Origin of the sequence: Gluconacetobacter azotocaptans, assembly GCF_014174355.1 — a bacterium.
GTDB lineage: Bacteria > Pseudomonadota > Alphaproteobacteria > Acetobacterales > Acetobacteraceae > Gluconacetobacter > Gluconacetobacter azotocaptans.
This window is the reverse complement of sequence record NZ_JABEQF010000014.1, coordinates 23,905-41,692: the sequence shown is the minus strand read 5'-3', so window position 1 is coordinate 41,692 and position 17,788 is coordinate 23,905. Positions and strand designations below refer to the sequence as shown.

Genomic DNA, 17,788 nt, shown 5'->3' with positions numbered 1-17,788 from the left:
GGCGCTATGCCGGACCCGAACCGCCGGACGGGATCGCCGGCCCGCCCATCACCGCACGGATACCGGCCATGACGCCACACCACCTGACCGCCGGGATCTTCGCCATCATGTTGTTCGCGGCCCTGCTGCACGCCACATGGAACGCCATCGTCAAGGGCGGGCGGGACAAGCTGATGACCACCGCCCTGGTCACCGGGGCGGCCGGCGTCATCGCCGCCGTCCTGCTGCCGTTCGTGCACCCGCCGGCCCGGGCAAGCTGGCCTTACCTGGGCGCGTCGATCGTGTTGCAGATGCTTTATTACGTGCTGGTGGCCAGTGCCTATCGGGTGGCGGACATGGGCCGCGTCTATCCGCTGATGCGTGGCACCGCCCCGGTGCTGGTGGCCGGCGCGGGCGCGCTGTGGGCCGGCATGGCCCTGCCCGGCGCGGCCTGGGCGGGCATCGGGCTGATCTGTTGCGGGGTGCTGGCCCTGACGCTGGCGGGGCATGGCCAGGGCGGCCGCGCCGGCACCGTGCTGGCGCTGCTGAACGCGGTGGTGATCGCGACCTACACGCTGGTCGACGGCACCGGGGCCCGGCTGTCGGGCGCGCCGGCGGCCTATACGCTGTGGCTTTTCCTGGCCTCCAGCCCGCCCCTGCTGGTCTGGATCGCGGCGACGCGCGGGGTGGGCGCGCTGGGGGCCCTGCGCGGCGGCCTGCTGCCCGGCCTGGCCGGCGGGGCCGGAACGCTGGTGTCCTACGGGCTGGCGCTGTGGGCGATGACCCGCGCGCCCATCGCCGTCATCGCCGCCCTGCGCGAAACCTCGATCGTCTTCGCCATGCTGATCGCCGGCATGATCCTGCACGAACGGATCGGCCGCACCCGCATGGCCGCCGCCGCCGTCATCGCGACCGGCGCCGTCGTGCTGCGCCTGGCATGACGCGCGCCCCCGCCCCGCCGCCGGCCGCGGCCACCCTGCGCACCGCCCGCCCGGCGGACGCCCCCGGCCTGCCCGATGTCGAACGCTCGGCCGGCGCGTCGTTCCTGGCCCTGCCCGACCTGGCCTGGATCGCCAGCCACGACGTCATGCCGGCCGACGGCCACCTGGAAGCGATCGCGCAGGGCACCTGCTGGGTGACCGAGGATGCGACCGGCCTCACCGGCTTCCTGACCGCCGGCGTGGCGGCCGAGGACGGCCGCGTCCTGCACATCCGGGAATTGTCGGTCCGCGCCGACCGGCAGGGGCAGGGCCTGGGCCGCCGCCTGCTGGACCATGCCGCGCGGCATGCCGCCGCCCACGGCCTGTCCGCCGTGACGCTGACCACCTTCCGCGACGTGCCGTGGAACGCGCCGTTCTATGCCCGCGCGGGCTTTACCCTGCTGGACGACGACGCCCTGACCCCGCGCCTGCGCGCCATCCTGGCCGAGGAAGCCGCCCACGGCCTGCACCGCCGCTGCGCCATGCGCCGCGAGGTGGGCCAGGCGCATTGCCCTTGACCCGCGCCCGACCTTCCCGCGCCCCCACCGACAAGGCGGATCTGCCGATGCGAACCACGCTCTTCGACCTTCAGGCCATGAAGCAGGCGGGCCGGCGAATCGTCATGCTGACGGCCTACGACTTTCCCTCGGCCCGGCTGGCCGAACGCGCGGGCGTGCCGATCGTGCTGGTCGGCGATTCGCTGGGCATGGTGGTGTACGGCCACGACACCACCCTGCCGGTCACGCTGGACGACATGATCCGCCACGCGGCGGCGGTGGTGCGGGGCACCAGCCACGCCTTCGTCGTCGCCGACCTGCCCTTCCTGACCTACGCGACCGAGGCCGACGCCATGACCGCCGCCCGCCGCATGATGCAGCAGGCCGGCGTCCAGGCCGTGAAGCTGGAAGGCGGCGCCCCGATCGTGCCCATCGTCCGCCGCCTGACCGAGCTGGGCGTGCCGGTGATGGGCCACCTGGGCCTGACGCCGCAGGCGCAGCACACGCTGGGCCTGCGCGTGCAGGCCCGGCAGGCGGCCGAGGCCCGGCGGCTGCTGGCCGACGCCCGGGCGCTGGAAGACGCCGGCACCTTCGCCCTGGTGCTGGAACTGGTGCCCGCCCCGCTGGCCGAGGCAGTGTCGCGTCGGCTGCGGATTCCGGTGATCGGCATCGGCGCGGGCGCGGGCTGCGACGGGCAGGTGCAGGTGTGGCACGACGTGCTGGGCCTGTACGACGGCAAATCGCCCCGCCATGCCCGCCGCTACGCCGACATCGGCACCGCGATCGAAACCGCTCTGCGCCAGTATGTGGACGAGGTCCAGTCCGGCGCCTTCCCCACCCCCGCCCACAGCGCCCGGATGGACAAGGACGAGCTGGACCGCGCCCTGGGCGAAGACTGAGCCCGCCCTTCCCGTTCGTCAGGCCCGCACGCGGCCCTTTTTCCCGGCCCGGGGCGGCAGCCCCGCCGCCGCGCGGGCGATCCAGCCGCGCAGCCCGTGGGCGTCGGCCAGCAGGGCGCCGGGCAGCACGACGTAGGATTTGCTGGGCGGCGCGTCGGGTTCGTAGCGCAGCGGCGCCGCCCCGGGCAGCGCCAGCATCTCCACCCGGTCGGCGCCCGCCAGCTTCAGCGCCAGCCCCACGTTCGACAGCGACGCGACCGGCCGCCCGTCCGCATAGCCCATGATACCGCCGAACATCGGGCGGAACGACAGCATCACCCCGGCGGGCGCCGCCCGCTGCATCGCCTGCTGAAGCTGTTTCGGCTCGGCGTCCACGCCTTCTCCTCCGGTCGCGAGAATCGTTTCGGGATATTACGGAAATAACGCTTCGTTTTCCATCCTTTCGGGCTGTATGTTCTGGCCCCCGTCCGTTATATCGGCCTCCGCAAGCGTGGGTGCGATGGTGGGCGCGACAGTGGGATGGTGGCAGAATTCATACATGCAGATTGAACGTTCTTCTGCCCGGACCGCAGCCCACGACACCCCGTCCATCGACGCCGACACGTCCGTATCCGCCCTTCCAGCGTCGGCCCCTGTCACGATCGTGCCCGTCGAGGGCAAGCGCCTGCTGTCGGCCTTCGTCACCCTGCCGCGGCGGCTTTATGCCGGCCAGCCGGGATACGTCCCGCCGCTGGACATGGAACAGCGCGACCTGGTGGAACCGAAGAAGAACGCCTTCTTCCGGCGCGGCCGCGCGCGCCTGTTCCTGGCGATGCGCGACGGCCGGCCGGTCGGCCGCGTCTCGGCGCAGATCGACGACCTGGTGGCCCCGCGCGAGGGCCAAAATGTCGGCTTCTTCGGCGCGCTGGACGCCATCGACGATATCGCCGTCGTGGCCCCCTTGCTGGACGCCGCCTGCGCGTGGCTGCGCGCCCAGGGGGCCAGCGTGGCGCGCGGGCCGTTCCTGCTGAACTACAACGGCGAATACGGGCTGATGGTGGACGGGCAGCAGATGCCCCCCATGATCGCCATGCCGTGGCACCCGCACTGGCTGCCCCCGCTGGTCGAGGCCTGCGGCTTCGCCAAGGCGATGGACGTGCTGGCCTACCAGATGCAGATGGGCCCCGAGGCCGAGGCCGCGCTGCCCCTGCCGTCGGGCCTGCGCCTGGGCGAAGGCCGGCTGGGCAGCGTGACCACGCGCGGCCTGCGCAAGGGCCGCCTGGCCGAGGACGCCGAGATCCTGCGCCGCCTGTACAACGACGCCTGGCGCCGAAGCTGGGGCGCCGTCGACCTGACGCGCGAGGACATCACCACCATGGTCGCGCAGATGCAGCCCCTGCTGCGCCCCGAGCATTACGTGCTGATCGAACAGAAGGGCGAGCCCGTGGCGGTGGCCCTGGTGGTGCCCAACATCTACGACGCCGTGGGCGACCTAGGCGGCGCGCCCTCGCCCCTCGGCTGGGTCCGGCTGGCCATGCGGCTGCTGCGCCACCGCTTCCATTCGGCCCGCGTCATCCTGCTGGGCGTCAGCAAGGACCTGGAAGGCACGGCGCTGGGCGCCATCCTGCCCGCGCTGATCATCGGCGAGCTGATGCGCCGGGGCCGCACCCTGCCCTATCGCATGATCGAACTGGGCTGGATCCTGGAAACCAACATGCCGATGCGCCGCCTGATCGAACGCATCGTGCCCGAACCGTGCAAGCGCCACCGCGTCTATGAAAAGCCCCTGACGCCCTGACCGCCCGCCCCCGGCCCGGCCCGGCCGGGTTCGGGGCAGGGCCAAGAGGAAGGGTCACCCCCATGAACGGAATCCTGGTCATCCTCAACCGGCCCGAGCATGCCCCGGGCCTGCTGGCGGCCGCCGCCGAGATCCTGCACCGCGTCGGCGGCGCCCGGCTTGACGTGCTGGCCGCCCGCGAACCGCCGCAGGACACCATCCTGCCCACCGAGAACATCCTGACCGAACAGCGCACCACAGAGCTGCGCGACGCGCAGCGCGGCTGGGCAAACGACCTGCACACCCGCTTCCGCGCCTGGCTGTCGGCCGCGCGGGCCGACGGGCAGGTCTCCCCTTCGGTCGAGGCCAACTGGCTGGACCCCGAGATTTCGGTCGGACGCATCATCGCGGGCTATGCCGGCGACGCCGCGCTGATCGTGATCGGCTTTCCCCAGCCCCACGACAGCGACCAGAAGCGCCGCGCCACCCACGCCGCCCTGTTCGACTCCGGCCGGCCCGTGCTGTTCGTGCCGCCGGGCTGGAACCGTCCGGTCGGCGCGCGCATCCTGCTGGCGTGGAAGGACACCGAACCCTGCCGCCGGGCCTTCGCCTCGGCCGGCGCCGTGCTGCGCCAGGCGGAACATCTGGCCCTGCTGCGCCAGTCGGACACGCCGCCGCCGGCCGGGCTGCCGCCCACCTGCGCGCCGCTGCCGGGCCAGGCCCGGACCGCGCCCCCGGCCTCGCCGATCGACGCGGCCGAACAGATCCTGGCCACCGCGCACGACGACGGGTGCGACCTGATCGTCATGGGCGCATTCGCCCACGGCCGGCTGCACGACCGCCTGCTGGGCAGCGTCACCACCCATATCCTGGACCGCCCGGACATTCCCACCTGGATGCAGCACTGAACGCCCCATCCGCGAAGACAGGAAAATACCGCGTGCTGGACCCGCATAAACTGCTGACCACCCTGGCCATCGGGGCCGGCGGCGCCCTGGGCACGATCGCCCGCTACTGGGTGGGGCTGGCCACCGCGCGCTGGAGCCAGGCGCTGCCGTGGGGCACGATCCTGATCAACACGACCGGCTCGTTCGCCATCGCGTTTTTCGGCACGCTGACCATCGCCGCCGGCCGCCACCCCGCGTCGGACCTGACGCGCCTGGTCTTCATGGTGGGACTCTGCGGCGGATACACCACCTTCTCGTCCTTCAGCCTGCAGACCCTCGACCTGCTGCGCGGCGGCGCCCCCGGACGCGCCGCCCTGAACGTGGGCCTGTCCGTCGTCCTGTGCCTCATCAGCGTCTACGCCGGCTTCCTGGCCGCCGACGCCCTCAATCACTCGGGCCCCGCCCCGGACCGGCAGAACGCAGCCGACCGCGCGTGAGGCCCCTCAGGGCGCTGCCCTGAAACCCGCCAAAGGGCATCACCCTTTGGAAACCCGCTCGTTTCATCCATAAGCAGGGTCCAGGGCCTCAGGCCCTGGCGGGTTCGGGCAACGCCCGACGTGACCTTACCGGCCGACGGGTGAGCAGGACGGCTGAACCGGCCCGCCCGCCATCACCGCCCGCGTGAAGGCCGCCGAATCCGGAACGGACGCCATCACCGTCTGGGAATGGTCCAGCCCCTTGTAGAGATGCGCCTGAACGATCGTTCCCGCGCGGCAGGCATCCTTCACCAGCAGAAGCTGCCCATCGGGCGCGACGTCCCGGTCCCTGGCCCCCGTGCCCACGAAAAGCGGCGTCCGCAGCTTCAATGTCGGGAAGGCCATGGCACGGAAACTCGGCGCCAGGGCGGTGTCAATCCCCGGCGCGAAGGCATTGGCCTGCGTCAGGTGATCGGCCTTGACCCTGTCGAACAGGTCGGGAAAACAGACCGAGGACGCCGCATGGAACGCCTTCATCGCCCTGGGGGTGAAGGCCGCCGACGCATCGAAGGACGGGTCCAGCCCGGCTGTCGAAGCGCCCATCAGCAGGGCATAGGCCACCAGGGGGTCGTCCTTGGGCGCCTTCTTCCCGTGCGCGCCGGCCGTCAGCGCCTTCGCGATCTGCGGCGTCATGTAGGGAATGCCGGTGGCCACCGTGCCGCGAATATCCAGCGCGGGCGCGTACTCCGGCGCATAGGCGGTGGCCGCGAAGGCAGCGCCCGCCCCCTGCGACTGGCCGACGATCATGACCCGGTTGCGCAGATCCGGCAGTCCGGACAGTGCGGCGCGGATGCCGTCGAGCACGCTGTAAGCCTCGGCGCGCGCATTCAGATAGGGGTGGGTGCCGTCACTGCCCAGCCCCTGATAGTCGGTGGCGACGATCGCAAAGCCCCGATGCAGCCATTCGGCCAGATAAGTCTTGTCGCGCGCGGAATGCGGGTTGCGCGACGGGGCGCAGATATCGGCGATGCCCACCGTGCCATGCGCCCACGCCACGATCGGCCATCCGCCGGCGGGCGCCGGACCGGCGGGATAGATCACCTCGCCCGTGACCGGCACCAGGCCCGATCCGGTCACGCCATCGGTCGACAGATAGCTGATCGTCAGGGCCTGCCCCGCGCCCGGCACGCTGTCGGCCGCCGCAAGCGGGGCCTGCGCGGTCAGGCTGCCGGCCACCGCCACAGGCTGCACGACGGGTGCCGGGGCAGGAGGCGCCGCCTGCTGGCACGCGGCCAGGGCCGGCATCAGCACGCCGATCATCAGGACAGGCAGTCGTTTCATGAGCGCGGCTCCGTCAGGAAAGGAAGAGATCAGGGCTTGCGGAACTTCAACACCACCTGGTCGGTATGGCCGCGAATCGACGGGTCGAAGACGGGAAGGCTGTGCGTGTCCTGCCCATTGGCCAGCACCTTGCTCTCGCCCTCGAAATGGAACCCGACGGCCTCGACCTGCCGACGAATGAGGGCCGGGTCGATACGATGCAGCGTGCGGACGGCGTCCGGGGTCATGCCCGGATTGGCCACATGGTCCACCACCATGAAAATGCCGCCCCGGCGCAACGCCGCGAACACCGCCTTGTCCAGCGCCAGCGCCGCATCGGCCCCGCTGCCGTAATAGACGTCGTGATAGTTCTGCGATGTCCAGGCGAGATCGAGCGGTTTGGGAATGCTGATCGCATCCAGCGGCTGGACCAGCACCGTCACGTTGCCGAAAGACGCATCGGCGGCGATCGCCTTGACCGCATCCGCCGCGTCCGGCTTCTTCGCTACCCGTTCGGCCGGGACGACGGCCCACACATGGCCGTCCGCGCCGACGACATTGCTGAAGATCCGCGTAAAATAGCCCCTGCCGGGCATGATGTCCGCGACGTTCATCCCGCGCCGCAGGCCGGCAAAGGCCAGCAGGGCAGCCGGCTTGCGGTTGGCATCCGCCGCGCGGTCGGCCTCGGGCCGGTCGCGGTTGCCCAGCGCTGCGGCAATGCCCACACTCGTGCCCCGCCGCGACAGCGACAACGCCGACTGCGCCGAAGCCGGCACCGCCGCCCCGGCACCCAGCGCCGCGACAACGGCAAAAATGACGAAAGACCTGCGAGCGGTCATGCGACCCACCTCCTTGCACGATGTGACCCGCAGCCTAACAGGAATTGCCGTTTCGGAAAGACAGGGCATAGCAGGAACCAGCCAGCCCCCAAATCATGAACAAAAATATAACATCCTGAACCATAACTGTACTGCCCGACCCAACCCGCCTCATCTGCCCATTACTTGATTCGCAAAAACCGCAATCCACGACTGGTTACGCCTCAACTCAGACGTTTAAGCTGTGCGTCGCGAGTCGCACGGAAAGCGCCTGCTCTCAGCACCATTTAGCGGGGCATTCGACCTGTTCGCACTCCGAATGCGATTTCGGGCCGACCGGCATGCTCAGCTTGTTGCGCAGCCGCTTCGAAATCATAGGGAATTGCCCGTAGATCGACATTCCATCCTGCGGGCGACCGGGTTACCAGAGCATATCGCGCGTGTGGACTGCCTGCCTCCATGACATGTGCGACCGGTCGATCGTCGTCATAGGCAGGCATACCAACGCTGCCAGGGTTAACGATGAGAATGCCGTCGATCATGACGACCCTCGGGATATGGGTGTGCCCACACAACACGAGTTGAACGTCACCGGCCCCGACCAGGCGGCGACGGATAATGTCAGGACTATCCAGCCGGGCATGGCCCGTCGAGACATCTTCCAGGAAGTAATCCAGGTCCCCTCCCGCAGGACTGCCATGACAGGCGAATACCCGGCCTTCCAGCAGCGTCAATGAACCGTGAAGCGATCCGAGCCATTTCCAGTGTTCTTCCGACAGTCGAGGGCGCGCAAAGGTGTCGGAGGCGCCTGTCCCGCCTGTGAGCAACTGGCGCTCGTGATTGCCAGCTAACGTCACGGCAGGAAGCGACATCTGAAGATCGGCACTACGGGCAGGGTCGAACGGCCCGGAAACCAGATCGCCCAGATTGACGATCAGGTCGGGATTTTCATTTGTAATATCGCGCAGCACGGCTTCAAGAGCCAGGCTGTTACCATGGACATCGGCTATCACAGCAATCTTCATGTTGCGAGCATATTCGACCGCGTTAAGGCAGTCTATGCGGTCAGAAGATCATGAACCCCGGTAAGGCGTCCACTTTCCTAATTTTTCAGCCGAACATTGCTGTCAGTCCGCCTTCGCCTCATGTCGGACTTACAAGACACTTTATTGCTTTCCGCATAGCGGACATGAGGTGTACGGCCTCCCACGGCTAAGTTTGACCGACAGCAAAAATTCCGCTTCGCCGATCTGCACCATCTATCTGCTTGACGGAATGTAGCACACAGACGGCAATCGCCTTTGTTGCGATCTATGACTACTGAGGCTTGGCAGTCTGAAAAAAATAATATTGTCGGACTGTGAACATATCACGCGAGGAAACAAACCAAATCGACTAATTTTCAGATTGATACATCACGGTGGAAAACCGCCCAGGCTTCGTCCGTGAAAATCTGCGTCGCATTGCTTTCGGTCATTCCTCATATATAGGAGTAACCTTCAGATCTAACAGATCCTAATACCTATTGGAGTGAATAGATGCCGACATCACTAGAGATTTCGAGTAGTCAACTAGACGCTATCATCTCGTCCCTAAACCAGATTGCGAAGCACTCGAATGGATGGGACTGGCATACTGGCATTCCAACGGCAATTGGAGCTTTACTCGGCTTCGGCGCGGCGCAATTACAGGACTGCCTCAGGACCCGTCGTGACAAACGCAAGGAGGATCGCAAGCGGCGGGAGGATGAACTTGCACAGATTGGAGCGACGTTTGTGGCTTTGACCTTCAATCTTGAGTCCGCAATCCACACCGTGATGCAGCAAGTTCTCCCTCATTATATGGCGAGCCGAGGTGCTCTCGACATTTTTGAATCCGCTGCGAAGCAATCAAATCTCCAATCCGAACTTCACAAGAATATACAGAAATTCCTCCCAGACGCATTTCGCCGGGTTCCAGAACCACATCTAGTTGCCATTGACGCATTCAGCGATCTTTCGTTTTTGCTTAATAAGCATGCCGACTTGGTAAAAGGGTGTGGTTGGATAGAGTCATTCGCACGAGACCTCCGCATCATCCTTCGCGAACGAAACAAACTCATCGACGCCGCGACAGTCCCAGCGACAAAAAAAGGTCGTAGTCTCGAAGAACTTCATATCGATATTAAAACACAAACCTCAATATCGAGGGTTGAGATCGGGAACAGCTTTCAGTTTCTCGAAGTTTCTGTCCAAATGATCGATAAAGTTATTGCCATTCAAAAATCTGATTACAAAAGTGTGGTAGGGTCAAAGCTTGGAATTATATATCCACCAGTTCTCTCAGACGTTCGCAAAAACTTAAAAGCGGCCTTGCAGGTAGAAGGTATATGGCGGGAAATGGAAGCATCCTACCCTGACTAGGCCCCGTTAGATCTTGATCCAATCTGCGACTGCGGCGAGATGAAGGATAACGAGGAATGAATGCTGACGATACTGGCGGGAATGTCAAATTCCGTCATCTGGGCGGGGGATGCATTCTCAATGCGCTATTCTGTAATGTTGCGCAACAGCGGATCATTTGATTACCCGCCAGAACTGCATCGTCGTCAATAATCCGCAGCAGCGTGAAAGACTGCTTCTCTCGGTTTGGGGCCCTAAAGCGGGCCCTTCCGTTTACCCGGCCATTGCAGCCATGTTTGCAACGGTATAATCGCCAAAGAAAGGATGTTCCCTTAACCCATCCAAGGACCATCCCTTTGGAAACCCAGGACTTCATAAAACGAATGGGATGCAAGGGCCTCGGCCCTTGCCGGGTTCGGGCAGCGCCCGAACTTAGGGTGCCTCACTGCCAGCAAAGGGAAAGACCACTCGTGTCAGCACCCGCGGGGTTGGCGACAAGCGGTGTCTTGCCGGGCGCCGTTCCGTTTTGCCGCAGCAGGAAGGCGACCAGCGATACCGTGTCGTCGGGGGGACAGCGTGCCCAGCGCCATCTGTGGCATGGCCCGCCGGATATAGGTGAAGAGGTCGGCCAGTGGCGCCGTGGCAAGCCTCGGCCCCTTGACCCCCGCCCCCCGATCAACAGATTGGTGTCCAAAGGCCGATGGCTTTTGGCGGGTTTCAGGGCAGCGCCCCGAGGCCGGCCCCCCGCTTCCAAGAGGACCTGCCCCAATGCTCTATTTCATCAGCCTGTTCTGCTCGCCCCTGGGGCTGCTGCTGGCAGGTCGTCCGTTCCAGGCGGTGCTGAACGGGCTGGTCTGGTTCGCCTCGCTGTTCGGGCTGTTCTTCATGCTGGTGCCCGGCCTGCTGCTGTGGGCCATCGGCGTCGCCCACGCCTTCGCCGTGATCAACGCCCGCGCGGCCGACCGCCGCGCCGACCGGTTGGCCCGCAGCCTGCAAGAACGCTGAAAGCCTGCTTGAAAATACACGCCAAATGCACGCCGGGCCCGATCACGAACCCTCGCCGTCGCACAGGCGTGATCGCCGGCCCGCGCGCCGCCGTGCCATCATTTCCGCCTTGCATTGCACCGACCCAGGCCGGATGACAGCCGGGCCGGACGACACGGGGGCCGGTCATGATCGACCATGTCTCGATCGCGGTGACACACATTCCACGCGCCCGCGCCTTCTACGACCGGGTGCTGGCGCCGCTGGGCCTGGCCTGCACGGCGGGCGACGAGACATCCTATGCCGGCTACGGGCTGGAAGGCGACGCGCCGTTCTTCTGGCTGACCCTGCAGGACGCCCCGGTGGGCCGCACCCATGTCGCCTTCACGGCCGACAGCCAGGCGATGGTGCAGGATTTCCACCTGTCCGCGCTGGCGGCGGGCGCGCGCGACCACGGCTCGCCCGGCCTGCGCCCCGCCTATGGGCCGGATTATTATGCCGCCTACATCCTCGACCCCGACGGCCATAATATCGAGGCCATCTGCCGCATCCCGGGCGACATCACCTGACCCTTGGCGTGAAAACCAGAAGGGCCGTCCCGCGCGTCAGCGTCGGCGCACGCGGCGCAGGCGCGCGCGATGGGCGGCGTGAATCTGGGCCGGGGTACGGGTGGCGGGGTCGCGACGTTCGGCCTCGGCGGTCGACAGGGCGGACGACACGGGGGGCGTCGGCTCGGTCGGGGCGGAGACGATGGCCCGGGGCGGCGCGTCGGGCGGGCCGTCCCTCTTGATGGTTTGTGCCGGCATCGTCTGTCTCCGGTTCCGGATCGTCCAACACCCACGCACCGTGCGTGCGGCCGGATCCGTGTCATAGTGTAACGCACGAACCGGCCTTGCGGTAAGAAGCTTTTTTGTCAGGCAGGCCATACTCTCGCGTCATGCCCCGCCTGCCGCCCGGCCGCAACCACGGGGCCGGAACCGCGTGGCCGCCCCCACGTTTCCATGGAACGGCACCGCCCGTGTTGCCCATCGGGCGCGCCTCGAACCACGAGGACAAGGCCCATGATCGTTCCCCTGCAAATCACCTTCAAGGGCCTGGAGCCCTCGCCCGCGCTGGAGGCCCGCATCCGCGACCGCGCCGCGCGCCTCGACCGGTTCGAGGACGACATCATGGGCTGCCACGTCACGATCGCCGCCCTGCACCGCCACCAGCAGCGGGGGTTTCTGTATACGGCGACCATCGAGATCTTCGCCCCCGGCGGCCCTATCGTGGTCTCGCACGACAACCCGCGCGACCCGGCGCATGCCGACCCCTACGTGACGGTGCGCGATGCCTTCGACGCCGCCGTCCGCCGGGTCGAGGACCATGTGCGCACGCGCGGCGACCGCGCGGCGCTCCGCCCGTCCCCGCTGGCCCGCGGGCGGATCACCCTGCTGGACGCGGCGGCCGGCAGCGGCGTCATCGCGACCGACGACGGGCAGGACATCGCCTTCGACCGCACCAGCGTCGCCGGCGACGCCTTCGACCGCCTGCGGGTGGGCAGCAAGGTGCGCCTGGCCCCCGCCGAGGATTCGGACGGCCTGCGCGCCGGCATGGTCTATCTGCTCGATACGCCTTATCCCGCCAGTTGAGGCCCGTCTCCGTCCGGACGGGCGCGATCGGCTCTTCGGCCCGGTGGCGATCCGTTCTATGCGTTGTCCGCCCGCAATCGACGGACGACGCATCCAGGACGGACCCCGCATGACCCGACACCCCCACACCGCCCGCCACACGGGATGGATCTTCTTCGCCCTGGCCCTGGGCGGCTTCGCGATCGGCACGGCGGAATTCGCGGCCATGAGCCTGGTGCCCATGATGGCCGCCAGCCTTGGCGTCTCGGTGCCCGAGGCGGGACATGCCATCGTCGCCTATGCCGCCGGCGTCTGCGTGGGCGCGCCGCTGATCGCCCTGTTCAGCGCGCGGATCAGCCGGAAGATCATGCTGATCGGCATGATGCTGTTCTACATGCTGGGCAACGGCCTCAGCGCGGTCGCCCCGACCTATGGTGCGCTGCTGGCCTTCCGCTTTCTCAGCGGCCTGCCGCACGGCGCCTATTTCGGCATTGCCGGGCTGGTCGCCTCCGGGCTGGTGCCGCCCAACCGCCGCGCGCAGGCCGTGGCGCGGGTGGTGCTGGGCCTGACGCTGGCCACCATCGGCGGGGTACCGCTGGCAAACGGCATCGGGCAGCTTGTGGGGTGGCGATGGGCCTTCTGCCTGATCGCGGCCATCGCCCTGGCCACGGCGCTGCTGATCCTGGCGCTGGCGCCCGCCGACACCCCGCGCCCCGACGCCAGCGCGATGACCGAGCTGCGCGCGCTGGGCATGCGGCAGGTCTGGCTGACGCTGGCCATCGGGGCCATCGGGTTCGGCGGCATCTTCTGCGTCTATACCTACCTGGCCTCGGTCATGGCGGCGGTCACCCACGCCCCGCCGGCCCTGCTGCCCGTGGCGCTGGCGGTGTTCGGCGCGGGGCTGACGGTCGGCACCGTGGCCTGCGCCTGGGCCGCCGACCGCCGCATGATGCCCACCATCGGCGGCACGCTGCTGCTGAATGTGGCGGCGCTGGCGGCGTTTTCCGGGTCGGCGCACGACATGCGCACGCTGCTGCCGGTCCTTTTCATGATCGGCTGCGGCGGCGGGCTGGCCACGGTGATCCAGTCGCGCCTGCTGGACATCGCCACCGGGGCCGAGGCCCTGGCCGCCGCCCTGAACCAGAGCGCCTTCAACATCGCCAACGCCCTTGGCCCGTGGCTGGGCGGCCTGGCCATCGCGGCCGGCTGGGGCTGGACGTCCGTCGGCTGGGTCGGCTGCGGCTTGGCCGCCACCGGCTTCGCGATCTGGGTGGTGACCGTGGGCGACATCCGCATCGCCGAAAAACGGACGACCTGATCCCGCACTCCTCCAGATCCGGGCCGAGGAAGGTCGGGCCTTGCCCGAACCCACCAGGGCCTGAGGCCTTGGACCCCGATCATAGGTCAACGAATGGGATGCAAGGGCCGAAGCCCTTGCCGGGTTCGGGCAGCGCCCGACCTTCCTTTTCCCATATAACCGCCCGCCCCCTGCCGCCCCGTGACGCATACGCGCGTTGCCCTGCAGACCGCGCCCGCCTGACAGGCGGGCCACAGCGGGCAGGAGGCGTGCATGGCAGACCCCCACGCGTACGATCTCGTCGTCATCGGCAGTGGCCCCTCGGGCCGGCGCGCCGCGATTCAGGCCGCCAAATTCGGGCGTTCGGTGCTGGTGATCGACCGGCAGGCGCGTGTCGGCGGGGTCTCGGTCCATAGCGGCACCATCCCGTCGAAAACCCTGCGCGAAACCGTGCTCAACCTGACCGGCTGGCGCGAGCGTGGCTTCTACGGCATGGCCTATCGGGTCAAGACCGACATCGACGCCGACGACCTGCGCGCCCGCCTGGCCAAGACGCTGGATTACGAGGTCGATGTGCTGGACCACCAGTTCTCGCGCAACGGGGTGGCCGTGCAGCGCGGGCTGGCCCATTTCGTGGACGGGCATCGCATCGGCATCCTGACCCCGGCCGGCGACACCCGCACGGTCTCGGCCGACAAGGTCGTCATCGCGGTGGGGACGCGGCCCCACCGGCCGGCGCATGTGCCCTTCGACGACAGCATCGTGCTGGACAGCGACGGCATCATCAGCCTCGACCGGCTGCCGCGCGCGCTGACGGTGGTGGGCGGCGGGGTCATCGGCATCGAATACGCCACCATCTTCAGCGCGCTGGACGTGCGGGTGACCCTCATCGAATCCCGCGACAGCATCCTCGATTTCGTCGATCGCGAAGTGATCGCCGGCTTCATGCACCAGTTGCGCGACCATGGGATGAATTTCCGCCTGGGCACGCGTCTGGAGGCCATCCGGATCGAATCCGGGCAGCCGGTGGCGATGCTGGAAGGCGGGCAGCGCGTGCGCGCGGACATGCTGCTGTATACCGGCGGCCGCGCGGGCGCGACCGACCAGCTCAACCTCGCGGCCTGCGGGCTGCAGGCCGACACGCGCGGCCGGCTGAAGGTCGATCCGAAGACCTTCCAGACCGCCGTCCCCCATATTTACGCGACCGGCGACGTGATCGGCTTTCCCTCGCTGGCCTCGACCTCGCTGGAGCAGGGGCGCATCGCGGCGTGCCACGCCTTCCAGCAGCACGTGCCGCCCGCGCCCGAATTCTTCCCCTACGGCATCTATTCCGTGCCGGAAATCTCGACCGTGGGCATGAGCGAGGAAGACGCCCGCGCCCGGGGCGTGCCCTACGAATGCGGCATCGCCCGCTTCCGCGAGACCTCGCGCGGGAACATCATGGGGCTGCGCGGCGGCATGCTGAAACTGGTGATCGCGCTGGACACGCGCAGGCTGCTGGGCGTGCACATCATGGGCGAGGGCGCGACCGAACTGATCCATATCGGGCAGGCGGTGCTCAACCTGGGCGGCACGCTGGATTATTTCCTCGACGCCACCTTCAATTATCCGACCCTGGCCGAAGCGTACAAGGTCGCCGCCTTCGACGCCTGGAACCGCATCACGCCGCGCGACACCTGCGGGCCGTCCGAGCCGCCGCCGCCGGACCCGCCGGGCGCTGCCCCGTGACCGGCCTCAGGGCGCTGCCCCGGGGCGCGCTCCCTCCATCGTCACCTGCCGCAGATACAGCATCAGCGGCAGGCCGAACGACACCCCTACCAGCAGGGTCGCCGCATAGACCGGCCACAGCCGCTCCAGCCGCCCTTCCCTGCGCTCCACCCCGGCGAAGCGGAACAGCACGATCGCGGAGATCACCACATCCGCCGCGCAGAACAGGCTGATGCGGTTCGCCGCCAGGTCGCGCAGGAACCGCCCGCCGCCCAGCCCGTGGTCCAGCAGCCAGGGCAGGAAGAACGCATAGGGCACGACCACGCCCGGCACGCACAGGCCCAGATACAGATGCCGTATTTTCATTGATGATCCCATGTCTTTTCAGAACAGATGCACCCAGGACGACGCCGGCCTGTTCCGCCGCATCCGGGCGAAGCCCAGGCACAGCCGCCGCAGCGGCCACAGCCCGGCCAGCCAGACCAGCACCCCCACGCCGTACTGCGTGCCCATCGGGAAAAACACGGCGCCGATCACGGCGAACAGCCACAGATGCGCCAGGTAGAACGGCAGCGGCGCCCGCCCGAACCCGGCGCAGAACCGCCCCACCCGCCCGGGCCGCGACAGGGCGCGGAACAGGCACAGATTGCCCCCCAGCATCGCCAGCACGAACACCGGCGCGGGCGGGTATTTCACCAGATTGAAGAATTCCCGCCACGACCCGTCGCGCGGCGGGCGCAGATTGCCGAACGTGCCATGCCAGCGCAGCAGGATGGCCGCCAGCAGGCAGACGATGCCGATCCACGCCACCGCCCGCAGCGTCGCCGCCCGCCACCCGATCAGGAACCGGGCGAACACGTGCCCCAGCAGGGCCACCCCCAGCCAGGGCAGCACCGGATATTCGACATACAGCCCGCCCGTCTGCCCCGCCACCAGCCCCAGCCGCGCCGGCATCCCCACCGGCCGGCCCGCGTCGCCGGGCAGGAACAGCGACGGCGACAGCACGCACAGCCCCGCCAGCGCCAGCATCGCCGGCAGCACCATCGCCGCGCGTCGCCGCATCAGGGGCTGCATCAATGCCAACACCATCGTGCAGATCCCCAGCGTGGTCAGCACCGTGACCGGCAGGCCGATCGCCGGCCCCGCGCCGGGCCAGCCGCCGGGATGCGCGCCCGTCCGGTCGCCATGGATGCCCACCACCCATGCCGGCACCTCGATCACCCAGCTCAGCAGCACCAGGATCAGCCCGCGCAGCGCCACATGCCCGGCCAGCCGCCGGCCGGGCCAGTCCGCCCGGCGGCTGGCCAGCAGCGCGACCCCCGCGCCCATCCAGAAGAAGAACCCCGGTGCGCACAGGTCGGACAGGACGCGGAACCCAAGCTGCAGCAGGTCGGCCGCGCCGGTGCCGTACCGTGTCCAGGCCCCTGCCCAGAATTCGACCGAATGGCGGCGCACCACCAGCGCATTCACATGATCGGTCGCCATGATCAGCATGATCGCCCCGCGCGCGGCGTCGATGCCTTCGATGCGTTCGGGCCGGTTCATGCGGCCTGCCCCGCCGGCGGCAGCAGGTCGAAAAACGCATCGACCACGCCGGTCAGGCGCTCGGCCTCGTCCGTCGCGGCCAGTTCCAGCGTCGCGCCGCGCAGCAGCGCGATGGTCATCCCGCCCAGCAGCCGCGCCCGCTCGGGCGGCGCGCCGGCGTTGCGAAAGCGCAGGCTGATGGTCTCCAGCCAGAAGTGCGCGGTGCGCCGCGCGTAATCGCCGAACCGTTGCGGGTCGCGCGTGGCGATGGCGTACATTTCGTAAAACAGCCGCAGGGTCGGGCGCATGTCCGGGCTGGCCAGATGCCGCCACAGCGCCCGATAGATCGCGCGCGGGTCGCCATGCGTGGGCAGACGGGCCTCGACCTCGCGCGCCGCGGCCTCGCGCATCGTGTCGAACACGGTGCACAGCAACTGCTCGCGCGATCCGAAATGATACAGGATCGTCCGGTGACTGGTCCCGATCGCCGCCGCCAGCGGCCGCAGCGAAAACGCCGCCACGCCGTTTTCGCGGACATAGGCGATGATTTTCTCCAGCAGCCGGGGCCGCAGGTCGGGGTCGACGGGCCGGGCCATCGGGACGCCTCCATTCATGATCCGATCGGTTCATTAATAAGCCGCACCGGTCGCGCTTGTCCAGCGGCCCGACCTTG

General features: G+C 68.0%; 20 protein-coding genes. 12 read left to right on the top strand and 8 right to left on the bottom strand.

All coding sequences use genetic code 11. The features are described from left to right. Positions 1 to 68: 68 nt before the first annotated feature. The 3 genes from HLH34_RS15080 to panB are packed head-to-tail and all read left to right on the top strand — an operon-like array spanning position 69 to position 2,355. Entirely contained in the window at positions 69 to 920 is an 852-nt protein-coding gene (locus HLH34_RS15080; protein ID WP_244959992.1) for an EamA family transporter, read from the top strand. Next, a complete protein-coding gene (locus tag HLH34_RS15075) occupies positions 917 to 1,477 on the top strand; it encodes a GNAT family N-acetyltransferase (RefSeq protein WP_183120401.1) in 561 nt (186 codons plus the stop codon). The genes HLH34_RS15080 and HLH34_RS15075 overlap by 4 nt, the downstream gene beginning before the upstream one ends. 47 nt (positions 1,478 to 1,524) lie before the next feature. Continuing rightward, the gene (gene panB, locus HLH34_RS15070; protein ID WP_183120400.1) at positions 1,525 to 2,355 is read left to right on the top strand and encodes a 3-methyl-2-oxobutanoate hydroxymethyltransferase; all 831 of its coding nucleotides are present in this window, start codon (positions 1,525 to 1,527) and stop codon (positions 2,353 to 2,355) included. A gap of 18 nt (positions 2,356 to 2,373) precedes the next feature. Here the strand turns inward: panB and HLH34_RS15065 are convergent, their stop codons facing one another. After that, positions 2,374 to 2,730, bottom strand: coding sequence for a TfoX/Sxy family protein (locus HLH34_RS15065; protein ID WP_183120399.1), 357 nt, complete (start codon positions 2,728 to 2,730; stop codon positions 2,374 to 2,376). Between the two features lie 163 nt (positions 2,731 to 2,893). Here HLH34_RS15065 and HLH34_RS15060 point away from each other — a divergent pair, with 163 nt between their 5' ends. The 3 genes from HLH34_RS15060 (at position 2,894) to crcB (ending at position 5,495) form a co-directional block, all read left to right on the top strand. After that, the gene (locus HLH34_RS15060; protein ID WP_244959991.1) at positions 2,894 to 4,132 is read left to right on the top strand and encodes a GNAT family N-acetyltransferase; all 1,239 of its coding nucleotides are present in this window, start codon (positions 2,894 to 2,896) and stop codon (positions 4,130 to 4,132) included. Positions 4,133 to 4,194: 62 nt separating this feature from the next. Further along, positions 4,195 to 5,019: a universal stress protein gene (locus tag HLH34_RS15055; protein ID WP_183120398.1), complete on the top strand. Its 825-nt coding sequence runs from the start codon at positions 4,195 to 4,197 to the stop codon at positions 5,017 to 5,019. Between the two features lie 35 nt (positions 5,020 to 5,054). Next, positions 5,055 to 5,495 (top strand): fluoride efflux transporter CrcB, encoded by a 441-nt coding sequence (gene crcB, locus HLH34_RS15050; RefSeq protein ID WP_373318550.1) that lies wholly within the window; start codon positions 5,055 to 5,057, stop codon positions 5,493 to 5,495. A 126-nt stretch (positions 5,496 to 5,621) separates the two neighbouring features. Here the strand turns inward: crcB and HLH34_RS15045 are convergent, their stop codons facing one another. The 3 genes from HLH34_RS15045 to HLH34_RS15035 all read right to left on the bottom strand — a co-directional run bounded on the left by HLH34_RS15045 (position 5,622) and on the right by HLH34_RS15035 (position 8,637). Further along, complete coding sequence (locus HLH34_RS15045) at positions 5,622 to 6,815, bottom strand: alpha/beta hydrolase (RefSeq protein ID WP_183120397.1); 1,194 nt, start codon at positions 6,813 to 6,815, stop codon at positions 5,622 to 5,624. A gap of 29 nt (positions 6,816 to 6,844) precedes the next feature. Then, positions 6,845 to 7,633, bottom strand: a complete 789-nt coding sequence (locus HLH34_RS15040; RefSeq protein WP_183120396.1) for a class I SAM-dependent methyltransferase — start codon at positions 7,631 to 7,633, stop codon at positions 6,845 to 6,847. Positions 7,634 to 7,899: 266 nt separating this feature from the next. Then, positions 7,900 to 8,637, bottom strand: a complete 738-nt coding sequence (locus HLH34_RS15035; protein WP_183120395.1) for a metallophosphoesterase family protein — start codon at positions 8,635 to 8,637, stop codon at positions 7,900 to 7,902. A 513-nt stretch (positions 8,638 to 9,150) separates the two neighbouring features. Here HLH34_RS15035 and HLH34_RS15030 point away from each other — a divergent pair. The 3 genes from HLH34_RS15030 to HLH34_RS15020 all read left to right on the top strand — a co-directional run bounded on the left by HLH34_RS15030 (position 9,151) and on the right by HLH34_RS15020 (position 11,546). Then, a complete protein-coding gene (locus tag HLH34_RS15030; RefSeq protein ID WP_183120394.1) occupies positions 9,151 to 10,014 on the top strand; it encodes a hypothetical protein in 864 nt (287 codons plus the stop codon). Positions 10,015 to 10,761: 747 nt separating this feature from the next. Next, positions 10,762 to 10,998, top strand: a complete 237-nt coding sequence (locus HLH34_RS15025; RefSeq protein ID WP_183120393.1) for a hypothetical protein — start codon at positions 10,762 to 10,764, stop codon at positions 10,996 to 10,998. A gap of 167 nt (positions 10,999 to 11,165) precedes the next feature. Next, on the top strand, positions 11,166 to 11,546 hold the full coding sequence (locus tag HLH34_RS15020; RefSeq protein ID WP_183120392.1) for a VOC family protein: 381 nt from the start codon (positions 11,166 to 11,168) through the stop codon (positions 11,544 to 11,546). A 36-nt stretch (positions 11,547 to 11,582) separates the two neighbouring features. Here the strand turns inward: HLH34_RS15020 and HLH34_RS15015 are convergent, their stop codons facing one another. Next, the gene (locus HLH34_RS15015) at positions 11,583 to 11,783 is read right to left on the bottom strand and encodes a hypothetical protein (RefSeq protein ID WP_183120391.1); all 201 of its coding nucleotides are present in this window, start codon (positions 11,781 to 11,783) and stop codon (positions 11,583 to 11,585) included. Positions 11,784 to 12,038: 255 nt separating this feature from the next. Here HLH34_RS15015 and HLH34_RS15010 point away from each other — a divergent pair, with 255 nt between their 5' ends. The 3 genes from HLH34_RS15010 to sthA all read left to right on the top strand — a co-directional run bounded on the left by HLH34_RS15010 (position 12,039) and on the right by sthA (position 15,612). After that, positions 12,039 to 12,608 (top strand): HPF/RaiA family ribosome-associated protein, encoded by a 570-nt coding sequence (locus tag HLH34_RS15010; RefSeq protein ID WP_183120390.1) that lies wholly within the window; start codon positions 12,039 to 12,041, stop codon positions 12,606 to 12,608. A gap of 109 nt (positions 12,609 to 12,717) precedes the next feature. Beyond that, complete coding sequence (locus tag HLH34_RS15005) at positions 12,718 to 13,905, top strand: MFS transporter (protein ID WP_183120389.1); 1,188 nt, start codon at positions 12,718 to 12,720, stop codon at positions 13,903 to 13,905. A gap of 252 nt (positions 13,906 to 14,157) precedes the next feature. After that, positions 14,158 to 15,612 carry a Si-specific NAD(P)(+) transhydrogenase gene (sthA, locus tag HLH34_RS15000; RefSeq protein WP_183120388.1) on the top strand — a complete coding sequence of 485 codons (1,455 nt, stop codon included), beginning with the start codon at positions 14,158 to 14,160 and terminating at the stop codon, positions 15,610 to 15,612. 6 nt (positions 15,613 to 15,618) lie between these two features. Here the strand turns inward: sthA and HLH34_RS14995 are convergent, their stop codons facing one another. From HLH34_RS14995 to HLH34_RS14985, 3 genes are read right to left on the bottom strand one after another with little or no spacing between them, the layout of a single operon-like run. Next, complete coding sequence (locus HLH34_RS14995) at positions 15,619 to 15,957, bottom strand: DUF2834 domain-containing protein (protein WP_183120387.1); 339 nt, start codon at positions 15,955 to 15,957, stop codon at positions 15,619 to 15,621. An 18-nt stretch (positions 15,958 to 15,975) separates the two neighbouring features. Further along, entirely contained in the window at positions 15,976 to 17,136 is a 1,161-nt protein-coding gene (locus HLH34_RS14990) for a heparan-alpha-glucosaminide N-acetyltransferase domain-containing protein (RefSeq protein ID WP_183120386.1), read from the bottom strand. Continuing rightward, the gene (locus tag HLH34_RS14985; protein WP_183120385.1) at positions 17,133 to 17,711 is read right to left on the bottom strand and encodes a TetR/AcrR family transcriptional regulator; all 579 of its coding nucleotides are present in this window, start codon (positions 17,709 to 17,711) and stop codon (positions 17,133 to 17,135) included. The genes HLH34_RS14990 and HLH34_RS14985 overlap by 4 nt, the downstream gene beginning before the upstream one ends. Between the last annotated feature and the right edge of the window lie 77 nt (positions 17,712 to 17,788).